Below are 25745 nucleotides of genomic sequence, written 5' to 3' on the forward strand. Positions count from 1 at the left end.
ATATTCCTTATATTTTTGATGGAGGCGGATGGTCAATTCATCCATTTTCAGAAAGGATTGGTTAATCAAACGCAATACTTATTCAATAATATATATTAAAATATATAAATATATTCGATATAATTCTCCAAACCCTCAAAACTTTAAAATTTAACGTTCTTAATCTTGATTTCAAATTCAAACCAAAATTCAGAATCAAAAATGCTTAAAAGTTACGTAAAAATCAAAAATGATTAAAAGTTACGTAAAAATCAAATACATCATTCACTTTTTCATTCCTTATGCAAGACCCGACCCCTTCTTTAACATCCATTAATAAAACAGGAACGGATTCCGTTGATTTTGAAAAACGAAATGAATCGGCGGATTTCAATGAATTTAATGAATTTAATGAATTTGATAAATCTAATGAATTCGATGAATTTAATGAATTTGATAAATCTAATGAATTCGATGAATCAGATTTTTCGGGTTTGGAAAAAGACTCGGCCGATTGGACGGATGAAAATCTTCCTCAAATTCGTATCATTCTGGTGGAGCCGCTTTACCAAGGAAATGTCGGGTCGGTTTGTCGCGTTATGAAAAATTTCGGATTTCTGGAACTTTTTTTGGTCAATCCCTGTCCGCTTGAAGGAGAAGCCCGCGCGATGGCATCACATGCGGACGACGTTTTAAAAAATGCCCGAATTTGCAAAACTATGGAAGAGGCGGTTTTGGGATGCGATGTTATCATCGGAACCACCGGGTCGCGCGCCTACAAAAAATGCGATCACATTCGAACTCCGGCGCTCTCTCCGCGAATGCTCAAAGAAAGAATGGATCAATACGCGCCGGATACCAAATTTGCGCTTCTTTTCGGCCGGGAAGATAAAGGATTCACAAACGAAGAATTATCTTTTTGTTCCGTGATTGCGACAATTCCGACTTCTCACATTTATCCGGTGATGAATCTATCGCATGCGGTTGGCGTCATTCTGTATGAACTGTCCGGTGCTGAAATGACCGGTGCCGGAAAAACGGTTGATTTTGAGAGTTTTAATGCGCTATGCACACATTTTGACGCGGTTTTGCAAGATATTGATTTTACGCCGCACAAAAAAGACAAAATGGTTTTAATGATGCGCCGAATTCTCGGGCGCTCAAATTTAACCCCCTGCGAAGCGCAGACGCTTCGGGGAATCTTTCGAAATATTCAATACCATGCCAAAAAAGGAAAAGGGGAAGACGTCGGTAAATTAAAGCTTGAAATAAAAAACCAATTTGAGAAAGATGATTTTTCATTTTTGGATGATTCTTAAAACAATAAAAAATAATTCATTGAAAAATAATTATTGAAAAAAACATTCATTGAAAAATATTATTTAGAATTCAAGTATGAAAAAGATTTATGAAAAATATCATGAAAAATATTATGAAAAACGTAATTGTTGAAAAAAAATGTTGAAAAAGGATTCAGAATGCCGTTGTTGTATTTTCCCGATAAAAAAAACGAAATTCAGGTTTTATCAAATTTTATCATCATAAACGTTGTTTGAATTTTGTGATGGAGAAATAATTCAACCGTTTGTAAACGAATTACCTTTTAAAAAGGCGGATGACAACTGGCAAACAGTTTTTCGTTTTTATCCCCATCACATCATTCTATTTGATATAGTTAGTATAAAGAATTTTTTATTAAATGGAATTTAAAATATAATGATTATGGAGAGATAACAAAGACTAAATAGTAAAAATTTCAATTTGATATTGAAGTTGATTGAATTGTTACAGGGATAATATATTAAATAAAAAATAGAAAAACTCAACCATTTATATTACTATAATTAATTCAAAATAAAAGCTTCAATATTTTAATCTCTGTGCGTTTTTCAATCACCTGATTTCCATATTATCTCAATTATTTCAATAATTTGAATAATTTTAACAATTGCAATAATTTCAATATGTATCTTCCGTATTTACTTCATATTCGTTTTATCAAAATACGCGACCCGGCATGAATTTGCCGGACAACGATCTCGCGGTTATTTTCCACCGGTGTCCGCTTTAAATGAAAAGCGGCAAAAACACCGGAAAAATCCTTATGGATGACAAAAAACGGTTAAGACAAAAAACCAACCGGCAAAACGAAAGAAAAACAAAAAATAAAAAACAACCCAAAAACATCAAAAACAGTAACGAAATCATATAAAAACAACAAGACAATAAAAAAACAAGGAGAGGGATTTGTCTGATAGACTATGAGAAAGCAAACAATAAAAAAACGCCGGTTTCGATATCAATCAGCGAAGATTTATTGTCCAGGATTAACCAGTTGGTCGAAACGGAAGATTTTGCATCGGTTTCCGACATCGTCTTTACATCATTGTGTTCATTTTTCGGGAAAATTTCCATTTATGAAAATGACCCGGGCTTCGAATACAAATCATTATTAACGATTGCAAAAGAAGACCGTACGCCTAAAAAACAAATATCGGTTTCACTCAACCGGTATTTAATCAAAGAACTGAAATTTTTGTCCCAAATTCTGGAAAAAAATCAATCTTTCATTATCCGGATTGCGATTGTAGATTTCATGGATGGATACGCATCCACACGAAAAATACACGAAAATACACTTCAACAATCCACAAAAACAAAACCGGATAAAATGATTTTAATTTCCGAAAAAGAGTTGGAGAAAAATATTCGGGAAATTATTGAAAAGATGTATAAAGCGAAAACTTAAAAAAACACGATGCAGCAAATAAAAACATAAAACAAATAAAAATTCAAAACTAATAAAAATACAAAATAAAAACACAATAAAATACAAAACAAATAGAAATATGAACAAAAAAACAGGTAAAAGAGAGTATAAACAAAAAAATAAAAAACAAAAAAAATAACAATAAAAATAAAAAAACAATAAAAATAACAATAAAAATAAAAAAACAATAAAAATAACAATAACAATAAAAATAAAAACAATAAAAAAGTACAGATCGAACGAAAAAATAAATAATAAATCGGAATCAATTTGAGGCGTTACTCCAGATTGATTTCCGTTTTTTTTGCACTTTTTTTTTCAGTAATTCCGATAAAGCATATAATCGGCAATATCCGATAGAATCTGTTTGGCTTTGCTGTCGGGCAGAATCTTTAATTTGGATTTTCCGTCTTCCACAAGCGAAACTGCCAGCGTTTTGACATAATCCAAAGAACCCGACGCCGTCAAAACACGGATGGCATCTTCAATTTCCGCAGGCGTCGCATCTCCTTTTCCAAATGCTTTTGGGGAAACGCCATGCTCCAACGCATGAATCATCAAAAGCGTGCGTTTGCCTTCCACAATGTCACTGCCTTGTCTTTTTCCAAGAATCTCCGACGGCGTAATCAAGTCCAAAACATCGTCATAAATTTGAAATCCAAGCCCGGTCAAACGCCCAAAATCATAAAGTGCTTGCGCCGTTTTTTCATCCGCGCCTCCGAGAACCGCACCGATTTGAGCGGCGGCGCCAAACAAAACCGCCGTTTTCTTTTCAATCATGTCCAAATATTCTTCTTTGGAAACCGTTTCCCGCTTTTCAAAATCAATATCCAACCATTGCCCTTCACACACCAAAACACAGGTTTTGGACAAAATGTTGGCCGACTTTAACAGACTTTTGGGGTCGGAATCCGATTCCGTGATGATTTCAATCGACTTGGAGTAAAGCGTATCTCCGGCCAGAATTCCACCGGCTTCTCCCCACAGAGTGTGAACCGCCGGAAGACCGCGGCGCACCGGATCGTTATCCATAATATCATCATGCACCAACGTAAACGTATGCATTAATTCCACGGCAACCGCCGCCGGAACTGCCTTTTTTGGATTGCCGCCGACAGCTTCCGCCGCCGCTAATAAAACAGCAGGACGAAGCCGCTTTCCACCGGCTTTGACAATGTGCCGGGACGCTTCATAAAGACCGACCGGCTCTTTGACCGGAAGAAGAGAATCAATCGCTTTATCCACAGGGACAGATCTGTTTTTTATTTCATCAATGATTGTCATTTATCAGACACCCGAATCATGATTTTAAAAATAATTCCAACAATACAGATTAAAATGCAAATTACAAAAAATGCATGAAATTAAAAATAACAAATTATAACTTGAAAATAAATTATAACTTGAATGATTTTTAACCTAAAATAAATTAAAAATCATTGAGCTTAGGGCTCAATGAAAAGAACTTCGCCGTTTCGAAGCAAATGAACCGTTTCTCCAAGGACGTAACCTGCGTCTTCCGCCATTTCAATGTAGGCGCTGTGCATTGCCAAATCGCCATGGGCCGGAATCACGTGATTGGGCTGAACCATCCGGAGTAATTCCCAATGATCTTCCCGGTAAGCATGTCCGGACACGTGAACATCATCATAAATCCGTGCGCCACGCATCTTTAATTTTGTTTCCAAAGCATAGCGGTTGGCGCGTGTCATCGGGCTTGGAATGATATTGGCAGAAAAGATCATACGGTCGCCGGATTCCACTTGGAATGGAGTTTCTCCATTTGCGATTCTGACCAAAATCGATCCCGGCTCCCCTTGATGTCCGGTGACAACCGGCAAATACTTTTCTTTGCCTTCCGTCATGATTTTTTTCAACGCTTTGTCGACATCCTTACGCTGTCCGTAAATTTCAACATTTTTGGGCAGATTGATAAATCCAAGTTCATGTGCCGCCATCAAATATTTTTCCATAGAGCGTCCCATGAAAACCGGGACACGTCCCATTTCTTCGGCAATTTCAATAATCGCATTTAAGCGTGCGATATGAGACGCAAATGTTGTCACAATCATGCCGACGTGGGATTCTTCCGTTCCGAGCAATACATCCCGCAACATTTCTTTCGCGATGGTTTCGGACGGTGTTTTTCCGGACCGGGCACTGTTTGTTGTCTCGGTAATCATGGCCAAGACTCCTTTTCGTCCCAGCTTTTTGAGCGCGTTGAAGTTCGGAGAGGCCCCAATTGTCGGCGCGCGGTCCAATTTAAAGTCGCAAGCGTACACGACCGAGCCGTACGGGGTGTGCAAAACCGCAATCACGCTGTCGATAATACTGTGCGGAATGCTGATAAATTCCACCGTAATCGAGTCGGTGATTTCGTATGAATCGCCGGCTTTGAGCGCCACAAGCGGGTTGTTCACTTTGAATTTCTTTTCTTCCTCTATTTGCTGGCGAATGAGTGCGGTTGTGTATGGTGTGGAAATAATCGGCGCGTTGTAGCGGTGCGCCAATTTCGGGATGGCCCCGATGTGGTCCAAGTGCCCGTGCGTACAAACGATGGCCCGAACGGTTCCATTAATGTCCCGCATGATGGTGTCATCCGGAATCGCGCCCATTTCAATCAATTCAAGGGAGTGCATGCGGTCGATTTCCGCATCTTCGTGAATTTGAACCCGGTCCAGACGAATGCCCATATCTAAAATAACAATTTCATCTCCGACAACAACGGCCGTCATGTTCCGGCCCATTTCATTATAGCCGCCGACGGCGACAATACCTATTTCTTCCATTTTTATGTTCCTCTATGATACGATTTTTTTAATTTTATTTTTAATAACTGTTTCAGATTTTATTTTTTACTGCTTTATTTTAATATTTTTAAATTTTTATTTGGATCCTTTTATTTAACCTGTTTAAATTTTAAGATAAAGGGATGAATGTGAGTAATTGAATGAATACGAAATAAATGAAGAATATGAATGAATGTGAATGAATGTGAATGTTTGAGTCCTAAATATCTTTTTAGGATTTAAAGCATCTCTTTATTGGCGTAATCCCGGACATGGAATCCGCGCTGGTTCAAATATTCGTAAGTCTTTCCGGTAATCGCGATATTTGCGCGGGAAAGGTCTGAAATCGTATCGCAGCCGGTCAAAAACATGGCAGCTTTTAATTCCTGCCGGATCATGTCTAATTTTTGGTAAACCGCGTCTGCGCCATCAAATGCGGCACCAACAAAGGGAAGTGCGGCGCTGCCGACGGTTGCGCCAAGCGCAATGGATTTGGCGACATCAATTCCGGTACGAACTCCACCGGTTGCGATGATTGGGACAGATACTTTACATTCCACAATGCTGGAAACGGTCGGGATTCCAAAATCCCAAAACAGTTCGCCTAAATATTCCCGTAAAGAATCAGCACTGGTTCGGGCACGGTAAACTTCAACGCCGGCCCAACTGGTTCCGCCGACGCCGCCGACATCAATCGCGGCAACTCCTGCTTTTTTAAGCATCAGCGCATCTTCCCGAGAAATTCCCGCGCCGGTTTCTTTGACAAAGACCGGAACGGATGATACGGAACAAAGTTCTTCAATTTTTTCAAGGCATCCTTTCGCGTTTCTGTCCCCTTCCGGCTGGATGGCTTCCTGGAGGAAATTGAGGTGAACCGCAATTGCGTCGGCTTTAATCATATTGACCGCGCTTTCAATTTTGGACAAACTGTATTCCAAAAGCTGAGCCGCGCCGATATTTGAATAAACGAATGCGGTCGGCGCGATTTCTCGGACGACTTGAAAGGAAGAGATTTGAGATTGATCATCAATGGCGGCCCGTTGACTTCCAACACCGATACCGATGCCTATTTTTTCCGCGGCTTTGGCCAAAGCGGCGTTAATGGATGTCGTTTCTGGGTGTCCGCCGGTAATGGATGCGATTAAAAACGGGAAGGAAAGTGTTTTTCCAAAAAAATCCACCGACATGTCAATGTCATTCATGGAAATTTCCGGGAGCGCACGGTGAATTAACAAAACATCTTCAAATCCTGCGCTGATTTTTCTTGATTCAACGTGATTGTGCGCACACAGTTCCAGGTGCTCGATTTTTCTGCGTGAAGTTTCTCCCATTTTAATTGCCCGCTGCTTTTGAATAATGATAACCGTGAATCGAAAAAGATAAAATGATCGCTCATAAAATAATAAACAATCAGATAAATCCTAAAATAAACAATGAATGCGGTGAAATCATCTGAAAAATCAGAGTTTATCATCGCCAAAATATAAAGGTTCATATCGAATTTTGATCTCATCTATTTCGGTAATAGTATATAAACAATATTACACAATTGCAATGCCGTCTTTCTTTTACGGATTTCGATGAATTTTATTTTTGATTTTATTTTGATTTTATTTTGATTTTATTTTGATTTTATTTTGATTTTATTTTGATTTTATTTTGATTTTATTGTTCGGATATATTCGGATTTAATCTCTTGAAATCAGGGTCCCGATATTTTTTCCGCTCAAATACGCGGCAACATTTCCGGGGGTGTTTGCATTAAAGATAGAGGAGTCGATACCGGCTCTTTTGGCCAAATCCAAGATTTCCGACACTTTTCCAAGCATGCCGCCCGTCACATCTGTCCCGGCAGAGCCGCCGATATGCATTTTCATGGAATCAAAATTTTTCGGCGTAATTTTGGGGATGACTTTTCCGTCCGCATCCAAAACACCGTCCGCGGCTGATCCAAGACCCACCCGTTTGGCACACAAAGCTTCCGCCACATATGGTAAAGATTGATCCCCGGATAAAATACAGGATCCGCGAACAGTGTCCATGCAAACGTCGCCGTGAAGAACCGGAACCAGACCGTGGTCCAGCATGAGTGAAATTTGGTCGACAAACATGGATTTTATCCGTCCGTCTTCGCAAACAGAAAAAGAAAACGGATGAAGTGGGACAGCCGGAATATTTTCTTCCCGAAGTCCCTTGACAATCATTTCATTCAAAAGGCGCACCGAATCATGCGTAATTAAGACGCCTTCTTGGTGAAATCCTTTGTCTAGGCCATACGCCTTCGCATGTGTATGACCGAAAGATCCGGCCCCGTGAACGATGACGATTTTGCCGGAAAAAGTCGCGATTTCTTTAAAAATCCGGCGCATTTCCTCTTCTTTGGCCAGCCCGGCTTTGGCATTCTTGTCGGTGACGGCGCTTCCGCCGATTTTTAAAACGGTAATGCCGGAATCCGGCTTGGATGAATTGTAAGGGGGTGTCATAAGCAAAACCTTTGGGGAAAATTTGAAAAGAGGTGGAAATGAATGAAAATGATTAAAATTATGTTAAAATTATGATTAGAATTATGTTAAAATTATGTTAAAATTATGTTAAAATTATTTGTCTTTTTCCACCCGAACGCCCGCATTGGAAGTCCGGCAAATAAACGCGTCTCCGCCGGCTCTTTTAATGGAGTGCGCCACGCGGGATAAATTTTTGTGTTCACACAGCGCAATCATACATCCGCCGCCACCGGCACCTGTGATTTTAGATCCGAGCGCGCCTGCTTTTCGAGAAGCATACACCAGTTCGGACAATTCATAGGAGCCAACCCCGATGGAATCTAAGAGGCCCTGATTAATGTTCATCAGTTCGCCCACGGTGGATAGGTCGTTTACGCAAACGAAATTGACACCGACTTCGGAAATGGTTCCAATCGCATCCATAATTTGATTAATAACCTGCGGATGCCGCTCTTTTAAGGAGGCGACGTTGGAAACCAGTTTTCGGGTGGAGGCAAATTTTCGGGTATTTCCGACAACAATCGGCGCGTCAAAGAAATCTAATTTTTTACGGTCAGGAATCCGGACCAAACCGCCATAGGTCGATACAAATGTATCGGTTGGGCTTGCCATTCCTTGAACTTCAAGCTCCACTTGGTGCCCCATGCGTGCGATTTCGTCCAACGGCAAATCCGTCCCATAAAAAACATCCAACGCTTTAATGGTCGCAATTGTGACCGCCGCCGACGATCCGAGACCGGAGCCGACCGGAATTTCAGAGTGAATATCGATGGCAATTCCTTTTCCGGATTTAGAGGAGGTATTATCGTCCGGCAAGTCCGCAAGCTTTCGGAATTTGTCAACAACCGTGTAAATATAAGGGTGTTTGCGCGGATTTAAATCCACATTGTTTCCCGGACCTTTCATTTGAACAGCGGGAACCAATATCTCTTCGACGGAAACTTGGGCGCGGATATCAATCGCGCAGGCAATTGCCGTTTTCCCGTACACAACCGCATGTTCTCCAAACAAAAATATTTTACCGGGAGCCGAACACGTAATCATTTCAAACACCAAAATCAAAATCAAAATAAAAAATAAAGCGTGAAAAATTAAATGAATGAAATAGGAATGACAAACTTAATTTATAAATCCATTCCCCATGAATGAATAAGATCAGCCGGATAAAATTCATGAATTTGAAGTTGAGAATCTTTTTATCATTATTTTTTCATTCTTCTCATCTTTATTCATCTTTTTTGTTTTGCATTTTTGTTTTGCATTTTTGTATCATTTTTGTTTTGCATTTTTGTGTCATTTTTGTATCATTTTTGAATTTTTGTATTATTTTTGAATTTTTTTGTTTTTACCTTTTTACATGTGTTTTTGCATTTTTTATATACTCCATAATTATATTTTTTAAAAATATATTTCCCTCCCTTGATTTTATATAGAAACAAAGCCTATAGAGTGATTGTTGCGATTTTTATTCTTTTCTCTTTTTGTGAGTTTTTAGAAATGTAAAATCGCATATTGCCGCTTTGACTTCACCGGCTTTTTGAAAAAAACGAGAAAAAAGGTCTGATTTAGTTTATGATTATTACAAAAGCAAAGCCGATTGAGGAGATTTTGCCGTTTTTGGAAGGAAAGGAACGTATCTTCTTGGTTGGTTGTAATGTTTGCGCCGCGAAAATGAAAACAGGTGGGGAGCCGGAGGTTTTGGCTCTTTTTGACTACTTGACGGGTTTGGATTACAATGTCATCGGATGGGCTGTCCCGACCGCCGCGTGCAGCGTCCGCTCTTATGAATCTTTGGTGGAAAAAAATGAAAAATTAAAGGAAGCGGATTGTGTTTTAGTGATGGCGTGTGGCAGCGGAACGTCTGTGATTGCGTCCATCTTGGATTTACCCGTTACCGGAACCAACGACACGTTGTCTTTGGGCGGCCAAATTGGATCTTCCGCCATCAATCATTTGTGTTCTCTTTGCGGCGATTGCAATATCGGCGATTACAGCGGGATTTGTCCCAACGCCTGCTGCCCGAAATCTCAAATCAATGGGCCCTGCGGCGGTTCTAAAAACGGAATGTGCGAAGTTTCCAAAACAAGCGAATGCGTTTGGTATATTATTGAAAAGCGGATGAAAACCGTTCAAACGCTTCCGATTCTTAATAAAATTAAGCCGCCGAAAGACCATTTTGTTTGATGGCCGTTTTTGCAATTTTTTCTTTCTATTGTAATTGATTTGGCTATGATTTGTTTATTTTATCTGACTATGGATTAGTTTATTTTATCGGATTATTGATTTGTTTGTTGCGTCTTAAATACTGATTGGGTGGCACAATGATATTAAAAAGTAAATTTCATGAAAAACTCCTTTCGGAGAAATTTCTCATTACGGGGGAAGTGTCACCTCCCAAAGGAACGGATGTTTCCGATGCTCTATTAAATGCCGAAAGAATTCATTCATTTACGGACGCGATTAACGTCACCGATAATCAATGTGCGACGTTGCACATGTCATCGCTTTCCTTTTCCCGCCTTTTGATTGAGAAAAAATACGGGGAGCCGATTATGCAAATGACCTGCCGGGACCGGAACCGAATCGGTCTTCAAGCCGATTTGCTGGGTGCATCCGCTCTCGGAATTTCCAATGTTTTAATTATGAGCGGCGACCATCCGGCAACCGGCGACCATCCCAAAGCCAAAGCGGTGTATGATTTGGATTCCGTTCAGCTGCTCAAAACCATCGATCAAATGAAAAACGGGACCGATTTGTCCAACAACCGCCTCAATCAAAGTCCTGCATTTTGTGTCGGTGTTGTTTCCAATGCCGACCCGAATGAAAAACTTCAATTGATGAAGTTGGAAAAAAAATTGCTTTTTGATGTCGATTTTATTCAAACGCAAGCCGTCTTCGATATTGAAAAATTTAAAGAATTTTTAGAAATCGTTGACGTTCACGGAATTCCGGTCATTGCCGGCATCATTCCGATTCGTTCGTCCAAAATGGCGGATCACATGAACAACAACATTCCAGGAATTTCAATTCCGGCGGAGATTTCCGACCGCATCAAAAACGCGGAAGACCCGATGGCGGAAGGAATCTTGATTGCGTCCGAGTTGATTTATCAATTAAAACCGCTCTGCAGAGGCGTTCACATGATGCCGGTCGGTCCGCACACCAATACACGGCTGATTCTTGAAAAAACAGGTATATTAAGTCCGATTTATTAACAAGTTTTTTTAACAAGTTTTTTATATTCTTATTAACGATTTAACCGGCATTAAACTACTGTCATTTTGGCGTTTTAAACCTCTGGCATTTATTCAGGCATTTATTCAGGCATTTATTCAGGCATTTTTCAGGCATTTACAATAATTCAGGTCAAATCATGTCTTCTTCAAAACGAATCGAACAAAATTTGCCGCTTACGATTTACGGATTGAAAAGCGTTCTGATTCATCCAAAGGATAATATTTTTGAAATATTATGTGATTCTTTAGATGCGGCCAATCTCTCTTTTGAAGACGGTGACATTTTGGTCATCGCCGAATCCGCGTTGGCCACATCCGAAAATCGGCTTGTTCTTCTGGATTCCGTCTCCCCAAGCGCGGACGCTTTTTGTTACTCAAAAACAACCGGACTTGACGCCCGGGAAGTCGAATTAATTTTGCAGGAATCCGAACATGTTTTTGGCGGCGTTTCCGGAGTCCTTTTAACTCTTTGGAACGGAATTTTGTGCCCGAATGCCGGCATTGATAATTCAAACGCACCGGAAGGGTATGTGATTTTGTATCCAAAAAATCCATCCAAAAGCGCACAACAGATTATGTATTCCGCTGCCAAAAGATTCAAAAAGAGAATCGGAGTCATTATTGCCGACAGCCGGACACAGCCGCTTCGCCTCGGATGCACCGGCGTTGCGATTGGTGCTGCCGGATTTGAAGCGGTTTTGGACAAACGGGGAGAAAAGGATTTGTTTGGCAAATCCCTTCACATCACCCGAATTGCCGCCGCCGATATTTTGGCGTCCGCGGCTGAGGCGGTCATGGGCGAATGCGGGGAATGCATTCCGTTTGCTTTGATTCGGAATTCTTTTGCGGTGATGAATCCAAATGCGGCCGGTGTTTTAACAATTCCGGCGGATGAATGTATGTATTTGGGATGTTTGAAAAAACAAGATTGAGCCGGCTGTTTTTGTTCCGAATTATTATTTGAATGTGTTCAATTGCGGAAATTTCATGGCAATATTTTATGAAATTTCAACAAGATTTATGTAGGATTAGATTTTATTACACATTATTATTCATTAAGTCAAATTAAAATGGTGATAACATGAGTTTAGAAGTTGTCGACTTTTCCGCCACATGGTGCGGTCCTTGCCGTATGCAAAAACCCATTATCGAAGAATTAAAAACGAAGTATGAAGGCCGAGTGAACTTCCGGGTTGTCGATATTGACGAATCTCAGGATTTAGCCCGGCAATTTAACATTCATGCCGTTCCCACCCTTGTTATTTTAGATGACGGCAAAGAAGTCAGCCGATTTGTCGGCGTCTCTTCCAAAGAAAAACTGGAAACCGAAATTGGAAAATATCTGAAATAATTTTTCAAATATTTTTTAATTTTTTTGCAGATTTTTTTGATCCTATTCTTTTTTGTTTTTTTGAGCAGCTGCCGTGCGTTACAGAAATATATTTTTAAAAAAGTTGAACAAAATCAACAGCCGGCTTTTTAGATTTTATGGTTTTGATCATTGCTGCATCTGTTTATGGTTTTGATCATTGCTGCATCTGTTTATGGTTTTGATCATTGCTGCATCTGTTTATGGTTTTGATCATTGCTGCAATTGTTATCCATATAAATTTTCCAATATTCATATTTTTGAGAAATTCGGAAGGCGGTACGCGTTTGGAATTTTCAAGAGGAGTTACCGGAAAAAATAGAAATAAAAAAGAGAAGATGGAAATGAAATAAAATAAGAAGAATGAAAAAAGAAAACTCTTTTTTCAAATACAAAAGAATTATTTCGGAATAAAAGATTTGGCTTTGTCTTTGTCGACAATGATGTAGTCTTTCACGGCGCTGACGGCGCTGAACGGAATTAAGATGTAGTTTTCATCTTTTCTGTATTTTGTCATATCAAGACCGGCGCTGGGAGACAGCACAAGCTCCGTAATGTTTCCGGTTTTGGCATCAATGTAGATGTCTTCCAAAGTTCCAAGTTCTTTGGCATCGGTGGACATGACTTGCTTGTTATCGAGAAGTGTTTTGGCGTAATATTTCATTGAGAGTTCCTCTGAATCGGATTTTAAATGAATTTTAATTGCGTTTAATTAATAGAAAATTGTGTGAACCGTTTTAAAAATATATTTTTCATATATTCTTTTATGGATACTGAATAATCGCTTTTGGTTTATATATATTTTTCATTTCATTTTAAAAATTCTCATTTTTTAGAGCTGATGCATGGAATTTTTGAAATGACGGATGAATTAAAATTTAAATTCAATTGATTTTAATTGAATTTTCGATTGGATTTTATTTCAATTGAAATTCAACCAACGGAGAAACGTTATAGATTAACGATAGGCCATGGAATGATCATCATCCGGCGCGTCTTTTCCGGTAATGTAATCCACAATCATTTTGTATTGGTCGTTGAGATCTTCGCTGACGGTCGGCTTAACAAATTCCAACGCTTCCTTAAAATCCGCCATATGAATGACTTCACGGCTAAAATCGGCGCGAAGCGCGATCATGACCGCTTCCCGGCAAACCGCCTCAATATCGGCGCCTGTATATCTTTCCGTCAATTCCGCCAGCTCATCCACATGAACATCCTTGGCAACCGGTATGTTTTTCAGATAAATGTCAAAAATGGCTTTTCTGCCGGACAAATCCGGCGCGCCGACATAAACCAACCGGTCCAGACGTCCCGGACGCAAAAGAGCCGGATCAAGCGTTTCCGGACGATTGGTAGCAGCAATAATGAAAACATCCTTCAAGCGCTCGATACCATCCATTTCCACCAGCATTTGATTGAGCGTGCTTTCCGCGACCGAACGAGTTCCGGAAACACTGCTGTCCCGAATCGTCGCAAACGCGTCAATTTCATCAAAGAAAATAATGGCGGGGGACGCTTGTTTTGCTTTTCTGAAAATTTCCTTAATCGCTTTTTCAGATTCTCCCACCCACTTGAGCAAAAGCTCCGTACTTTTGACGCTGATGAAATTGGCATCCGATTCATGCGCAACCGCCTGTGCGAGCATGGTTTTTCCGGTACCGGGCGGTCCGTAAAGCAAAATTCCGGTCGGCGGTTCAATGCCCATCCGAATGAATTTTTCCGGGAATTTAAGCGGCCATTCCACTGTTTCCACAATCTGCTGCTTGACATTGTCCAAGCCGCCAATGTCATCCCAGGAAATTTCAGGGATTTCGACAAAAATTTCACGCAAGGCGGACGGTTCGCATATTTTCAGCGCCTGTAAAAAATCATCCCGTGTCACCACCAAATCATCCATGACGGATTCCGGGATTTTTTCATCCAAATCCAAAAGAGGCGCGATTCTTTTGATGGCAAAAAGTGCGGCTTCCCGGGAAAGCGCCGCCAAATCCGCGCCGACAAATCCTTGCGTCTGCGCCGCCAATTCCTTAAACAATCTCTTTTTGTTGATTTCATAATCGCTTCGAAGGTCCGTGATTTCCTGTTGCCGGACAACCGTTTCGTTGGCGGATAATTTATTCTTTTGTTGAATTTCTTTAAAAGCCGCCTCCGCTTTCTTTAAAGCTGGAAAGCCTTCCAGCGGCATAAATCGTGTATGAATACTGATAATTTCTTCCCGCCCGATGACATCCGGCGCGCCGATTTCAATTTCACGGTCAAAGCGTCCGGGGCGGCGAAGTGCCGGATCAATCGTATGAATGCGGTTGGTGGCGGCAATTACAAACACTTGGGATGTGTCCATCATGCCATCCATCACGGTCAGCAACTGCGACACGATGCGGCGCTCGACCTCTCCCGAATTTTCACGTTTAGGCGCGATGGAATCGATTTCATCAATGAAAATAATGGCGGGTGCGTTTTTGGCGGCGTCTTGGAAAAGATTGCGGATCATTTCTTCACTTTGACCGTAGCCGCTGCGCACAATTTCCGGACCTGCGACATAATAGAAATTGGCGCCGATTTCATCGGCGACAGCGCGTGCAATCATGGTTTTCCCGGTGCCGGGGATTCCATGAAGAATCAAGCCTTTCGGCGGCTCAATTTTTAATTTCTTAAAGAGACGCGGCTGTTTCATCGGAAGTTCGACCGCGTCGCGGATTTCTTGAAGTTGTTCGGAAAGCCCCCCAATGTCTTCGTACGAGATATATTTTTTCCGGCACCCATCCGCGTTTTTTTCAAAAGAAATCTGTGTATCGTTGGTTACAATCACGACCGATTTGGAGGGCGTGACTTGGGTGACCATGAATTCGACCGTCTGCTTTTTCACCTCCGGCTCCGAAAAATTGTCGTAAAGCGGAAGTAAGTCTTTTCGGACCGGGAGGATATCTTCCTTGACAATATAGCGTTCCCGGATATTGTATTTGATGTTGTCTTCCATTTCCTTTGACAGCGTTATTTTTTCGCCTTCCAGCGGCGCAATGGTGATTTTTTTGGCCGGAACCGCCTTGACTTTTCGAATAAAAACCCGGTCACCGACCGATACTTTGGCGTTGGAGCGAATAAATGTGTCAATGCGAACGGATTCTTCGGTGCAGCCATCCAGAATATTCGCTTTCCAGACACGTGCCGCCGTTTTTCGCTCACCTTCGATTTCCACCGGCTCGCCGACACCGACACCCAATTGTTTCATAACATCCGACGTCAGCGGAATAATTCCTTTGCCGTATTCGTCGGTCGGATAAGCTTTTTCAACTTCCATTTGAATTTCAAGAACGCGGCCGGATTCTGTTTTATTGCTTTTGCCGATCTGTTCATCCGAATCATATTCCAAAGACGTTTCCGAGTCATTCACCGCGTCCGGAAGTGAAGAGATGTCGTGCGCCTCTTTTTTCGGACCCTGTTTTGCCGGAACTTCTTCTTCCTTTAAACCTTTTTCATACCGGACCAACTTGATTTGTTCCACATTTTTGTCGCTTTTTGCCATAAAATCCCTTGAATTTGAAAAATTGTTACGAATAAAATAATTGTATTAGACTTCGTTATCGGTTATATATTTTCTTTTTTATTATCCTGTTTTCTTCAATTCCCCAGGCTTTCTTTTTGTTTTTTCATGAATTTTCACTTTCATTTTTTCAAAATTTTTTATTTTTTTTCGTTTTTTCAATATTTTCATATTTTTTGGAAAAAGTATAAAACGAACTTCGAATGATTTTCGTTTATGAATTCTCTTTCATCCGCCCACCGGGAAATTAAAAAGCGTTTTTCGCCGGCATCTGCCGAATATCAAATTGTTTCCTTTATTCAAAAAACCGTCCGAAAAGCCGGCGCCAAAGGCGTTGTCCTTGGGCTGAGCGGTGGAATTGACTCGGCGGTCGTTTCCGCGCTTTGCGCCCAAGCCCTTGGAAAAGAGAATGTCTACTGCTTTTTTTTCCATACCGGAAACACTTATCAGTCCGATTTAAATGATGCATTGCTCCTGGAAAAACAGTTCGGCTTTCATTTCCAAAAAATAGATATGGGTCCCATATTTGTCTCCGCCAAATCTGTTCTCAGTGAGACGGATTCGCAAAATCCAAAGAATGCAGCGGAAGAATGGACGAATGAACGGAGAGATAAACGGGTAGATGAACAGGCAGACAAAATAGCGGACGAAAGAGCGAATGAAATGCCCGGCAAAAATTCAATTGCCGACGGAAATTTAAAATCCCGTCTTCGAATGTCACTTCTATACAATTTTGCCAACCAAAATAATTTATTGGTGATTGGTACCAAGAACAAAACGGAAAAATTAACCGGCTATTTCACAAAATACGGGGATGGCGGCGTTGATTTTGAGCCGATTTCGGATCTTTATAAAACAGAAATACGCCGGCTTGCCAAGCACCTGAAGCTTCCGGAATCGGTTCTTACGAAAATCCCGTCCGCCGGATTTTTTGAAGGACAGTCGGACGAGGCCGATTTGGGGCTTTCGTATGAAGAATTGGACGCTCTTTTGTATTTAATGGAGACGGGAAGGAGCAAAGATTGGATTTTGAAAAAATCCGGACTACCCAAAGAAGTTGCTGCATCGGTTTTGAAGAGAATGGACAGTGCAAAACACAAACAAAAAATGCCACCCGGATTGAAATTGAAAAGGTGAAATAAAAACCACCCCTCTTTTTTGTAAAATTTGAAAAAAATGTTGCCGTAACGTGCGCTGGCGGCCTGCCAAAAAAATAGAAAAAAGAAAAAAGTCGTGAAAGGCTTTCACCTCATTTCTTTTGCTTATTTTTGTAACCGATTCCAATCAAAGCAATCATGGCAAGCAAACCCATTGCCAACGTAAAACTTGGAAGGGCATTATTACTTTCATTCGTCTCGTTTTCAGATTTATCGGGCGGCGTTTCGGGCGGCAATTCCACCGTGACCGGCGCTGTTCGGTAGACGACAATCGGAACATTTTCGATTCCTTGCCTTTTTCCGACTTCTTGGACGATGCGCACAACTTCATCCAACTCTTTTTCCGTGATTTCACAATCAATGCAAGTTCCAATCATTATGTGTCCGTCTGCATTCGCCCCAAATCCTAAGTTGTATGGCTTTAGCAGCTGCTCATCATTGATGATAATCGTTATTCCAATTATTTTTTGCCAATTTTCCTTAGTCATTTCCTGTGTCCATTTTTCTCCCGATGTCCAAATGATGCCGGGCTCATGCACGGACAAATCTTGAACGGGCCCGAATGGAGATTCTTTTTCCAATTCTGATTTATTCATTTTACTTAAACCTACGACAATAGTTGTTAGTAAAATGAAAAAAATAAAACAGAATAAGATGAAAATGATAACTTTTTTGTTCATACATCTCACTTATTCCTAATTTTAAAATATTTATGTTCCTGATCTTGTTAATGGCATTACTCCAAGTTGAGATTGAATTTCCTCAACTGCTACGAATAAAGTGAATTTATTTTTATTTCTCCGTTCATTTTTCTCTGGTCTATATTTTTATATTTATAATTTCACAAAGAAATTGTAATTTTACGTCGGCAAAAGAATCACTCTGCCCATGTTATATATAATTATATGAATATAAATGAAAAAAATGTCAAGCACCCAAAATATCTTTGGAATAAAGATTTATTTTTGATAAAACAAATCGAATAAAAATGAGAAAGAAAAAGAAAAAAAGAAGCGAACCCATTTTTCCCGGATTCACTCAAAAAATGAAAGCAAGATTTATTCAAAAAAATAGAAAAAAAGAAATCAAATCTGAATTTAATCGGAATCGATTTCCTTGTTCAGCCACGGCATTTTGGAGCGGATTTCTTTGCCGACTTTTTCCATTTCCAGCTCTTTCTCATACCGCTCCATCGCTTTTAAAACCGGATGGTTAATCATGCCTTCCAAAATGAATTCTTTGGCAAATTCACCATTTTGAATGCGGGCAAGCGCTTCGTACATGGCGTCGCGCGACTCTTCGTTGATAATCGTCGGGCCGACCGTCATTCCGCCGTATTCGGCGGTATTGGACACGGAATGCCACATGCGCTCAAGACCGCCCTCATGAATCAAATCCACGATGAGTTTGACTTCATGAACAGTTTCAAAGTATGCCATTTCCGGCTGGTAACCGGCTTCGACCAAGATTTCAAACGCGGTTTTCATGAGGCTTGCGACACCGCCGCACAAATCCACTTGTTCCCCAAAGAGATCAGTTTCAGTCTCTTCCTGGAAAGTTGTTTCATAAACGCCGGCGCGTGTGCAACCGATTCCTTTGGCGTACGCAAGGCCCAAATCCAATGCTTTTTGGGAAGCGTTTTGATAAATCGCGACAAGACCCGGAACGCCGATGCCTTCCGAATAAGTCCGGCGGACAATGTGACCTGGGCTTTTGGGCGCCACCATGAAAACATCCAAATCCTTGCGCGGGGTGATTTGGTTGTAATGAATGTTAAAGCCATGAGAGAAACAAAGTGCTGCACCTTGTTTTAAGTTCGGCTCAATTTCCGCGTAATACAATTTGGACTGCGTCTCATCCGGAACCAAAATTTGAACAATGTCGGCCGACTTGACCGCATCGGCAACTGTCATCACTTTCATGCCATCCGATTCCGCCTTTTTCCAGCCGGACCCGCCGCGGCGAAGACCAACCACCACATTGAGGCCGGAATCCTTTAAGTTGCGCGCCTGAGCGTGACCCTGACTTCCATATCCGATGACGGCAATTGTCTTGCCTTTTAAGACATTCAAATCCGCATCTTTATCGTAATACATTTTTGCCATATCTGATTTTCCTGAATTCTATTGAATCAACGATTTTATTAAAGATATTTCATAAACTAGAATAAATTAGAAATTGAAAATCTGTTGAATTAATTCTGCCCTGATATTTATTTGATTCCCCAACCGATTGAACTGTCCGAAAATTAAATCATCCGGAAATTAAATTTCCCGGGATTAGTCTTCCCGGATTTTGGAAATATCTTTGACGCCACGCAACAACCCGACCCGTCCGGTTCGTGCCAATTCCTTGATGCCAAACGGCCGAAGGAGTTTTTCCAAAGCCGAAATTTTATCACCGCTTCCGGTGATTTCAATCATCATCGTATTGGTTCCGACGTCAACGACTTTCGCCCTAAAAATTTCCACAATCTGAAGGATTTCCGCCCGATTCTCTTTGTTCGCCGCCACTTTAATGAGCGCAAGCTCCCGGTCCACATACTCTTCCGAACTCAAATCCACCACTTTGATGACTTCAATCAACTTGTACAGCTGCTTAATCACCTGTTCGATAACGGCATCGTCCCCGCGGACCACAATCGTCATCCGAGAAATGGTCGGATCTTCCGTAACACCTACCGCCAAGCTGTCGATGTTGTAGCCGCGCCGCGCAAAAAGAGCGGCGACACGGGTCAGTACACCATAATGGTTTTCAACCAGAATGGAAAGCGTATAATTTTTGATACCGGACATTTACTTGCCCCCGTATTTTCTTTCATCGATAATTTCGTTAATAGATGCCCCTGCCGGAACCATCGGGAACACATTTTCCTTGCGGTCCACCATCACATCAATAATGGTCGGACGGTTTTCCCGAATCGCCCGCTCCACGGCTTCTTTGAGTTCCGATTTCTTTTCGACCCGGATTCCCAAAGCTCCGTACGCTTCTGCCAATTTCACGAAATCGACACTGTTTTGAATGTCGGTGTGCGAATATTTGCGGTCGTAGAATAATTCCTGCCACTGCCGCACCATACCCAAGTAGCCGTTGTTGAGAATCACGGAAATCACCGGAATGTCATTTGTAACAAGCGTTGCAAGTTCCTGGGAATTCATTTGAAAAGACCCGTCGCCCGCCACATCAAAGACAATTTGGTCCGGACAGCCGACTTTGGCACCCATCGCGGCCGGAAGACCAAATCCCATGGTTCCGAGACCACCCGATGTCACAAATTTGCGCGGTTCCTTGAATTTAAAGTACTGTGCCGTCCACATCTGGTGCTGGCCGACTTCGGTAGCGACAATCGCATCCGGCGCGATTTTAGATAAAGTTTCAATCACAAATTGCGGTTTAATTGTGGAGCCGTCATCCAAATAACCAAGCGGATATTCCTTTTTCCATTGGTTCACCCGTTTGAGCCACTCCTCCGTCTTTCCGGCCGTTATTTTTTCGGAAACCGTTTGAATAAGCGCCGCCAGCACATTTTTCGCATCCCCGACAATCGGAACGTCAATGTTGACATTTTTTGAAATTTCCGCCGGGTCCACATCAATATGAATTTTTTTGGCGCCAGCCGCAAACGATGATATTTTTCCGGTCACCCGATCATCAAACCGAACGCCGACCGCAATCAACAAATCGGAATCTTGAATGCTGAAATTGGCGTATTTTGTGCCGTGCATACCGGGCATTCCAATAAAGAGCGGGTGCTCGGTCGGAAACGCGCCCATGCCCATTAATGTTGTGGTGACCGGCGCATTAATCGCTTCCGCCAACTGGTACAATTCAGAGGACGCATTGGATAGCACAACGCCGCCGCCGGCATAAATCACCGGTTTTTTCGCGTTTGCGATGAGTTCCGCCGCTTTCTTAATTTGCTGGACGTTTCCGCGAACTGTCGGCTTGTAACTGCGCAAGTTCACGCTGTCCGGATAGGAAAATTTCATTTCCGCGGCGGTCGCGTCTTTGGTGATGTCGACCAAAACCGGACCGGTCCGGCCGGTGGAGGCAATGTAAAACGCCTCTTTAATGGTTTTTGGGATGTCGTCCGCTTTTTGAACCAGATAATTATGTTTCGTGATCGGAAGCGTAATTCCGGTGATATTGGCTTCCTGAAACGCGTCGTTTCCGATAAGGGAACTGCCAACTTGTCCGGTAAAAGCGACAATTGGAATGGAATCCATATGTGCCGTCGCAATTCCGGTCACTAAATTGGTGGCGCCCGGGCCGGACGTTGCCAAACAAACGCCGATTCGTCCGGTCGCGCGCGCGTATCCGTCAGCGGCGTGCGCTGCCGCTTGTTCGTGGCGTACCAAGATATGGCGCAAATCACAATCATAAATTTCATCGTAAATATGAAGCAAGACCCCGCCGGGATATCCGAATATTGTGTCCACGCCTTCTTTTTTAAGAGATTCGATGAAGGCTTTGGCGCCGTTCATGCGTTCTGTCGATTCTTTTTTCATAAAAATCTCCTGGAGATAAGTAGAGTGTTTAAGTCTGTTATTTTTGAATGAATAAATCAAATATGAATTATTTTATTTGAGTCTTGTTACTCAACCGTATTGAATATTTTGAAAAAAAATAAAAAATTGAATAAATAAAAAATAGAAAAATTGAAAAAAAAACGTTTTTTTTCGGATTTCTTTTTTTTATATTCAAAACCCCGGACATCATACAAGCCGGTTCATGCCGTTAATGACGGCTTCAACGGACGCTTCGATAATATCGGTTCGGGCACCGCGTGCTGTGACGGTTTTTCCATCTTTTGACAGTTTGACCATGACTTCAACCAAAGCATCGGTTCCGCCGGTAATCGCATCCACGTGGTATTCTTCCAAAATAATATCCCCAACAGAAGACACTGCCTTTCGAATGGCACGAATGGCTGCGTCCACCGGGCCGTCTCCCGTATCGACACAAATTTGTTCCGTTCCGGAAACATCCAAAACAACAGAGGCCATCGGAATAGATGGCCGTCCTGAAACCGCCGTAAACGCTTTTAAGCGGACGGTCGGATTGTGGTGAATTTCCAAAACGGCTTCGGCAATGGTCTGTAAATCCGCATCGGTGACATGTTTTCCTAAATCCCCGAGTTCTTTGACCCGGGAAAAAATTTCTTCCTTTTGGGATTTTTCCGCTGAAAATCCAAGTTCTTTGAGCGCAAGCTCAATAGAACTGGTTCCCGCATGTTTTCCAAGAACCACTTTTCGTTCCCGCCCAACAAATTCAGGGCTGATCGGCTCATATGAAGCCGTATTTTTAACCAAGTCATGCACATGAATGCCGGCTTCATGCGTAAATGAGTTGCCACCCACAATCGCTTTGTTGGGCGCGACCGGAATCCCAGTCAGCCGGCTGACCAGCCGGGACACTTTGTAGAGGTTTTCCGTTTGAATGCCGGTTCGGATGCCGTAGAGGTGTTCCAACTGAACGACAACTTCTTCTAAGGAGGCATTTCCGCTTCTCTCCCCGATTCCGTTTACGGTGACATGGGCTTCCGAAGCGCCGGCCCGTAGCGCCGCCACTGTGTTTGCGGTCGCGAGGCCGAAATCGTTGTGGCAGTGAATGGAGAGCGGAGCGCCGACACTTGATGCCAATTCTGAAAAAACGGTAAAGGCCCGCTCGGGTGTGAGCATTCCGACGGTATCACAAAAGCATAACCTGTCGGCGTGATGAGAGACCCCCGTCTTGTACAAGTCTTTGAGGAATTTCAAATCGGCACGGGACGCGTCTTCGGCGCTGAATTCGACAATGAGTCCGTGGGATTTGGCATATTCCGCCGTCTCGCCAGCAGCTGCCAGAACAAACTCCCGGTCGGCTGCAATGGAAATATCTTTTTTCAGCTTCATTTCAATATGAAGCGCGGAGGACGGAACCACCAAATGAACGGAATCGACGTCACACTCAATGGCAAGGTCGATATCTTCTTTTTTCATGCGGCAGTAGCTGCAAATTTCAGCCGATAATCCGATATTAGACACCGCTTTAATGGCCGCGCGTTCTCCGTCAGACGTGACGGCGGAGCCGGCTTCAATAATGCCGACGCCTAAATCATCTAAAGCGTACGCGATTTTTATTTTATCGTCGGTCGAAAGCGCCACACCGGGCGTTTGTTCACCATCACGAAGTGTGGTGTCAAGGATGTTGATTTTTCCGAATAATGTAATCCCCTTCTTTTCAGGTTTCATCAAAAGCCCGATACCGGACTTTTGTGAAGCAAGGAATTCATTAATCGGTTATATATTTTTTCATTAATTTATAACGATTTATAATTAATTTTAGATTTACAAATCTTTAAAATCCCAAATCTTTAAATATTTTTCATCAATAGTGACGCCCATGTTTACGATAAAAGTGACCCCGCGTTTTGGCGATGTGGACGGACTTGGGCATATCAATAATGTTGTCCTCGGCAATTGGTTTGAACTCGGGAGAAACCCGGTTTTCCGCCTGTTTGAGCCGAATCTGAATTTGTCCTACGACACTTGGACGCTGATTATGGCCCATACCGATTTTGATTTTTTGGACGAGCTGTTCTACCAATATGACGTTGAAATCCGAACCTATGTATCCCGGATTGGAACCAAATCCTTTACGACCTACCACGAAGCTTGGCAAGAAGGACGCCTGTGCGTGAAAGGAGAAGCCGTGGCTGTGCATTATGATTTTAAAAATAAGGTGACAATGCCGATTCCGGAACATATTAAAAAACAGCTTTTGGAACACTTCATTGAGTTGCCGGAAAAGAAATAAAAGAAAAAGGAATGATTTTACTTTTTTTACGTTTTCATTTTTACTTTTTCATTTTTTTCTTCGCTTCTTTTTCCATCAGCGCTTTTTTATTTTCCAAAACCCGAAACTGAACCATCTTTTGAATCAGTTCATGCGGAACCGGTTTTTCATACGGAAATTGAATGCCCCCCGGTGTGGTTTTGTATCCGGCCAACTCTTCTTGAAATTCCACAATCGTTTGCGGACCCGGATAAAAACCGAGATGTTTCTTTTGGGCGGCAAATTGCGCGACGTAGCCGCCATCTTGATAAAAAGAAGGCATTCCCCAAGCGATTTTTTCACCGGCGTTTGGCGCGGTTTTCTTCACCGTTTGCCGCACCGCTTTTAAAATGAGTTGAATATCGAGCGGGTACAGGGAGATGTATTCATCAATTGTTTCGGGAACAAGTTTTTCATTCATTTTGACCAACCTCTCGATTTTTTGAATTTTCACCATTTATTTGCGCATTCCCATTTGCTCTTCCATAATGCGGGCGCGTTCTTCAAAACTGATTTCCCGGACAATTTCATGAAACAGCCACAAATATCCAAACGGATCTGAGACCATGGCGTTAATAACACCCATTTCCGGCATTTCATGAAGCGGCTGAATCGGAATACATCCGGCGTTCATTGCGTTGTCATACGTCTTTTGAATGTTTGGAACAACAACATTGATCCACATCGGCTTTGGATCGCCCGGTTTTGGCGCAACCATCTGAAATTCCGGATTTTCATCCAGAAGATGGAAACGGGTGCCGTACACGGAAAAAATAACTTCGTTGAGACCCGTTTCATAATCGGTCATTTCAATTCGCTGCATTTCAAAAATGCTTTCATAAACCGCCAGCGCTTTTAAGCTGTCCGGCACAATCATATCAATTTCAACGCCGATCATAAAATCACCGATTTTTGAGTGAAAAAATTATGAAAAATTAAAAATTAGAGTTTTTCTTCCACAATTTCGCCTTCCGGCTCGACCTCGTGGAAAATTTGTCCTTCAATCCGATATACTTTTGCGCCATATTTCCAGGCCATCGGGATGAGTTCCGCTTTAATACATGTTTGGCACAAAAATTCAACCGGATCAAATCCATGTTCAGTCGCTACTTGCGGAAGTAAAAGCCCTCGGTTTTCCTGGTATTCCACCATAAGCCCATGCTTTCCAATTTGGATTTGGTTCGCGTACGACATAAACGGCGGTTCCAATTCTTCCGGAATCGTAAGTGCCGTCACTTCTACAATCATTTTTTTGAAATCTTTCTTCTCGACCGGGAAAAAACGCGGGTCTTCAAAAGCCGCGGAAATCGCGGCTTTCATAACCGCTTTTTCAAACGACATAATCGGATACGGATAGCCGATGCATCCGCGAAGTTCCCCGTCCAGCGTCAGCGTGACAAAAACCCCGCGCTCCTCTTGAAAGTTGAGCGGTAAATTTTCCATCCGCTTGGGCGTCTCATTGTTTAACATCGCTTCAATGGTCTGCCGGGCCAATTTGACCGCCATAATGCCTTCGTTCTTCAGAAGATGATACTTTGACATAATTCCTTTCCATTCCTTTCCGAGATTATTTTGTTGACC

24 protein-coding genes are annotated in these 25745 nt (G+C 42.1%); 9 read left to right on the forward strand and 15 right to left on the reverse strand.

Annotated elements, in window-relative coordinates; genetic code table 11:
- The first annotated feature begins 281 nt into the window (after positions 1–281).
- From MsAm2_RS05910 to MsAm2_RS05920, 3 genes are all read left to right on the forward strand, one after another.
- Complete coding sequence (locus tag MsAm2_RS05910) at positions 282–1298, forward strand: RNA methyltransferase (protein ID WP_338097338.1); 1017 nt, start codon at positions 282–284, stop codon at positions 1296–1298.
- A 752-nt stretch (positions 1299–2050) separates the two neighbouring features.
- Complete coding sequence (locus MsAm2_RS05915; protein ID WP_338097339.1) at positions 2051–2191, forward strand: hypothetical protein; 141 nt, start codon at positions 2051–2053, stop codon at positions 2189–2191.
- 123 nt (positions 2192–2314) lie between these two features.
- A complete protein-coding gene (locus MsAm2_RS05920; RefSeq protein ID WP_338097340.1) occupies positions 2315–2728 on the forward strand; it encodes a hypothetical protein in 414 nt (137 codons plus the stop codon).
- A gap of 339 nt (positions 2729–3067) precedes the next feature.
- On the opposite strand, the gene MsAm2_RS05925 is transcribed toward MsAm2_RS05920, so the two are convergent.
- From MsAm2_RS05925 to MsAm2_RS05945, 5 genes are all read right to left on the reverse strand, one after another.
- The gene (locus MsAm2_RS05925; RefSeq protein ID WP_338097341.1) at positions 3068–4033 is read right to left on the reverse strand and encodes a polyprenyl synthetase family protein; all 966 of its coding nucleotides are present in this window, start codon (positions 4031–4033) and stop codon (positions 3068–3070) included.
- Positions 4034–4194: 161 nt separating this feature from the next.
- Positions 4195–5538: an RNase J family beta-CASP ribonuclease gene (locus MsAm2_RS05930; protein ID WP_338097342.1), complete on the reverse strand. Its 1344-nt coding sequence runs from the start codon at positions 5536–5538 to the stop codon at positions 4195–4197.
- Between the two features lie 239 nt (positions 5539–5777).
- The gene (gene fni / locus MsAm2_RS05935; protein ID WP_338097343.1) at positions 5778–6869 is read right to left on the reverse strand and encodes a type 2 isopentenyl-diphosphate Delta-isomerase; all 1092 of its coding nucleotides are present in this window, start codon (positions 6867–6869) and stop codon (positions 5778–5780) included.
- 357 nt (positions 6870–7226) lie between these two features.
- Entirely contained in the window at positions 7227–8021 is a 795-nt protein-coding gene (locus tag MsAm2_RS05940; protein WP_338097344.1) for an isopentenyl phosphate kinase, read from the reverse strand.
- A 114-nt stretch (positions 8022–8135) separates the two neighbouring features.
- Positions 8136–9086 carry a mevalonate kinase gene (locus tag MsAm2_RS05945; protein WP_338097345.1) on the reverse strand — a complete coding sequence of 317 codons (951 nt, stop codon included), beginning with the start codon at positions 9084–9086 and terminating at the stop codon, positions 8136–8138.
- Between the two features lie 528 nt (positions 9087–9614).
- Here MsAm2_RS05945 and MsAm2_RS05950 point away from each other — a divergent pair.
- The 4 genes from MsAm2_RS05950 (at position 9615) to trxA (ending at position 12629) form a co-directional block, all read left to right on the forward strand.
- Positions 9615–10226, forward strand: coding sequence for a methylenetetrahydrofolate reductase C-terminal domain-containing protein (locus MsAm2_RS05950; protein WP_338097346.1), 612 nt, complete (start codon positions 9615–9617; stop codon positions 10224–10226).
- 137 nt (positions 10227–10363) lie between these two features.
- A complete protein-coding gene (locus MsAm2_RS05955) occupies positions 10364–11257 on the forward strand; it encodes a methylenetetrahydrofolate reductase (RefSeq protein ID WP_338097347.1) in 894 nt (297 codons plus the stop codon).
- Between the two features lie 158 nt (positions 11258–11415).
- Positions 11416–12210 carry a coenzyme F420-0:L-glutamate ligase gene (gene cofE, locus MsAm2_RS05960; RefSeq protein WP_338097348.1) on the forward strand — a complete coding sequence of 265 codons (795 nt, stop codon included), beginning with the start codon at positions 11416–11418 and terminating at the stop codon, positions 12208–12210.
- Positions 12211–12359: 149 nt separating this feature from the next.
- Complete coding sequence (trxA, locus tag MsAm2_RS05965) at positions 12360–12629, forward strand: thioredoxin (protein WP_338097349.1); 270 nt, start codon at positions 12360–12362, stop codon at positions 12627–12629.
- 418 nt (positions 12630–13047) lie between these two features.
- On the opposite strand, the gene MsAm2_RS05970 is transcribed toward trxA, so the two are convergent.
- The gene (locus MsAm2_RS05970; RefSeq protein WP_338097350.1) at positions 13048–13311 is read right to left on the reverse strand and encodes a PRC-barrel domain-containing protein; all 264 of its coding nucleotides are present in this window, start codon (positions 13309–13311) and stop codon (positions 13048–13050) included.
- A gap of 294 nt (positions 13312–13605) precedes the next feature.
- The gene (locus MsAm2_RS05975; protein ID WP_338097351.1) at positions 13606–16173 is read right to left on the reverse strand and encodes a CDC48 family AAA ATPase; all 2568 of its coding nucleotides are present in this window, start codon (positions 16171–16173) and stop codon (positions 13606–13608) included.
- A gap of 234 nt (positions 16174–16407) precedes the next feature.
- Between MsAm2_RS05975 and nadE the strand changes: the two genes are divergently transcribed.
- Positions 16408–17328, forward strand: coding sequence for an NAD(+) synthase (gene nadE / locus MsAm2_RS05980; protein ID WP_338097352.1), 921 nt, complete (start codon positions 16408–16410; stop codon positions 17326–17328).
- 112 nt (positions 17329–17440) lie between these two features.
- Here the strand turns inward: nadE and MsAm2_RS05985 are convergent, their stop codons facing one another.
- The 5 genes from MsAm2_RS05985 to MsAm2_RS06005 form a co-directional block, all read right to left on the reverse strand.
- On the reverse strand, positions 17441–17944 hold the full coding sequence (locus tag MsAm2_RS05985) for a hypothetical protein (protein WP_338097353.1): 504 nt from the start codon (positions 17942–17944) through the stop codon (positions 17441–17443).
- A 501-nt stretch (positions 17945–18445) separates the two neighbouring features.
- Positions 18446–19453 carry a ketol-acid reductoisomerase gene (ilvC, locus tag MsAm2_RS05990; protein ID WP_338097354.1) on the reverse strand — a complete coding sequence of 336 codons (1008 nt, stop codon included), beginning with the start codon at positions 19451–19453 and terminating at the stop codon, positions 18446–18448.
- A 174-nt stretch (positions 19454–19627) separates the two neighbouring features.
- Positions 19628–20143 carry an acetolactate synthase small subunit gene (gene ilvN / locus MsAm2_RS05995; RefSeq protein ID WP_338097355.1) on the reverse strand — a complete coding sequence of 172 codons (516 nt, stop codon included), beginning with the start codon at positions 20141–20143 and terminating at the stop codon, positions 19628–19630.
- A complete protein-coding gene (locus MsAm2_RS06000; protein ID WP_338097356.1) occupies positions 20144–21856 on the reverse strand; it encodes an acetolactate synthase large subunit in 1713 nt (570 codons plus the stop codon). It abuts the gene before it with no gap.
- A gap of 207 nt (positions 21857–22063) precedes the next feature.
- On the reverse strand, positions 22064–23581 hold the full coding sequence (locus MsAm2_RS06005) for a (R)-citramalate synthase (protein ID WP_338098518.1): 1518 nt from the start codon (positions 23579–23581) through the stop codon (positions 22064–22066).
- 151 nt (positions 23582–23732) lie between these two features.
- On the opposite strand from MsAm2_RS06005, the gene MsAm2_RS06010 reads away from it, so the two are divergent.
- Positions 23733–24146 carry an acyl-CoA thioesterase gene (locus MsAm2_RS06010; RefSeq protein WP_338097357.1) on the forward strand — a complete coding sequence of 138 codons (414 nt, stop codon included), beginning with the start codon at positions 23733–23735 and terminating at the stop codon, positions 24144–24146.
- 40 nt (positions 24147–24186) lie between these two features.
- Here MsAm2_RS06010 and MsAm2_RS06015 read toward each other — a convergent pair whose 3' ends face one another.
- From MsAm2_RS06015 to MsAm2_RS06025, 3 genes are read right to left on the reverse strand one after another with little or no spacing between them, the layout of a single operon-like run.
- Positions 24187–24585: an iron chaperone gene (locus MsAm2_RS06015; protein ID WP_338097358.1), complete on the reverse strand. Its 399-nt coding sequence runs from the start codon at positions 24583–24585 to the stop codon at positions 24187–24189.
- 36 nt (positions 24586–24621) lie between these two features.
- Positions 24622–25062 carry a VOC family protein gene (locus tag MsAm2_RS06020; protein ID WP_338097359.1) on the reverse strand — a complete coding sequence of 147 codons (441 nt, stop codon included), beginning with the start codon at positions 25060–25062 and terminating at the stop codon, positions 24622–24624.
- A gap of 44 nt (positions 25063–25106) precedes the next feature.
- Positions 25107–25706: a TIGR00296 family protein gene (locus MsAm2_RS06025; RefSeq protein ID WP_338097360.1), complete on the reverse strand. Its 600-nt coding sequence runs from the start codon at positions 25704–25706 to the stop codon at positions 25107–25109.
- Positions 25707–25745: the final 39 nt, after the last annotated feature.

The sequence above is a fragment of the Methanolapillus ohkumae genome (assembly GCF_032594355.1).
Lineage (GTDB): Archaea > Halobacteriota > Methanosarcinia > Methanosarcinales > Methanosarcinaceae > Methanolapillus > Methanolapillus ohkumae.

Bases quoted from the DNA above. Each gene is read 5' to 3' on its own strand.
- MsAm2_RS05910 (WP_338097338.1), top strand. From the start codon at position 282: ATGCAAGACCCGACCCCTTCTTTAACATCCATTAATAAAACAGGAACG.
- MsAm2_RS05915 (WP_338097339.1), top strand. From the start codon at position 2,051: ATGAAAAGCGGCAAAAACACCGGAAAAATCCTTATGGATGACAAAAAA.
- MsAm2_RS05925 (WP_338097341.1), bottom strand. From the start codon at position 4,033: ATGACAATCATTGATGAAATAAAAAACAGATCTGTCCCTGTGGATAAA.
- MsAm2_RS05930 (WP_338097342.1), bottom strand. From the start codon at position 5,538: ATGGAAGAAATAGGTATTGTCGCCGTCGGCGGCTATAATGAAATGGGC.
- fni (WP_338097343.1), bottom strand. From the start codon at position 6,869: ATGGGAGAAACTTCACGCAGAAAAATCGAGCACCTGGAACTGTGTGCG.
- MsAm2_RS05940 (WP_338097344.1), bottom strand. From the start codon at position 8,021: ATGACACCCCCTTACAATTCATCCAAGCCGGATTCCGGCATTACCGTT.
- MsAm2_RS05945 (WP_338097345.1), bottom strand. From the start codon at position 9,086: ATGATTACGTGTTCGGCTCCCGGTAAAATATTTTTGTTTGGAGAACAT.
- MsAm2_RS05950 (WP_338097346.1), top strand. From the start codon at position 9,615: ATGATTATTACAAAAGCAAAGCCGATTGAGGAGATTTTGCCGTTTTTG.
- MsAm2_RS05955 (WP_338097347.1), top strand. From the start codon at position 10,364: ATGATATTAAAAAGTAAATTTCATGAAAAACTCCTTTCGGAGAAATTT.
- cofE (WP_338097348.1), top strand. From the start codon at position 11,416: ATGTCTTCTTCAAAACGAATCGAACAAAATTTGCCGCTTACGATTTAC.
- trxA (WP_338097349.1), top strand. From the start codon at position 12,360: ATGAGTTTAGAAGTTGTCGACTTTTCCGCCACATGGTGCGGTCCTTGC.
- MsAm2_RS05970 (WP_338097350.1), bottom strand. From the start codon at position 13,311: ATGAAATATTACGCCAAAACACTTCTCGATAACAAGCAAGTCATGTCC.
- MsAm2_RS05975 (WP_338097351.1), bottom strand. From the start codon at position 16,173: ATGGCAAAAAGCGACAAAAATGTGGAACAAATCAAGTTGGTCCGGTAT.
- nadE (WP_338097352.1), top strand. From the start codon at position 16,408: ATGAATTCTCTTTCATCCGCCCACCGGGAAATTAAAAAGCGTTTTTCG.
- MsAm2_RS05985 (WP_338097353.1), bottom strand. From the start codon at position 17,944: ATGAATAAATCAGAATTGGAAAAAGAATCTCCATTCGGGCCCGTTCAA.
- ilvC (WP_338097354.1), bottom strand. From the start codon at position 19,453: ATGGCAAAAATGTATTACGATAAAGATGCGGATTTGAATGTCTTAAAA.
- ilvN (WP_338097355.1), bottom strand. From the start codon at position 20,143: ATGTCCGGTATCAAAAATTATACGCTTTCCATTCTGGTTGAAAACCAT.
- MsAm2_RS06000 (WP_338097356.1), bottom strand. From the start codon at position 21,856: ATGAAAAAAGAATCGACAGAACGCATGAACGGCGCCAAAGCCTTCATC.
- MsAm2_RS06005 (WP_338098518.1), bottom strand. From the start codon at position 23,581: ATGAAACCTGAAAAGAAGGGGATTACATTATTCGGAAAAATCAACATC.
- MsAm2_RS06010 (WP_338097357.1), top strand. From the start codon at position 23,733: ATGTTTACGATAAAAGTGACCCCGCGTTTTGGCGATGTGGACGGACTT.
- MsAm2_RS06015 (WP_338097358.1), bottom strand. From the start codon at position 24,585: ATGAATGAAAAACTTGTTCCCGAAACAATTGATGAATACATCTCCCTG.
- MsAm2_RS06020 (WP_338097359.1), bottom strand. From the start codon at position 25,062: ATGATCGGCGTTGAAATTGATATGATTGTGCCGGACAGCTTAAAAGCG.
- MsAm2_RS06025 (WP_338097360.1), bottom strand. From the start codon at position 25,706: ATGTCAAAGTATCATCTTCTGAAGAACGAAGGCATTATGGCGGTCAAA.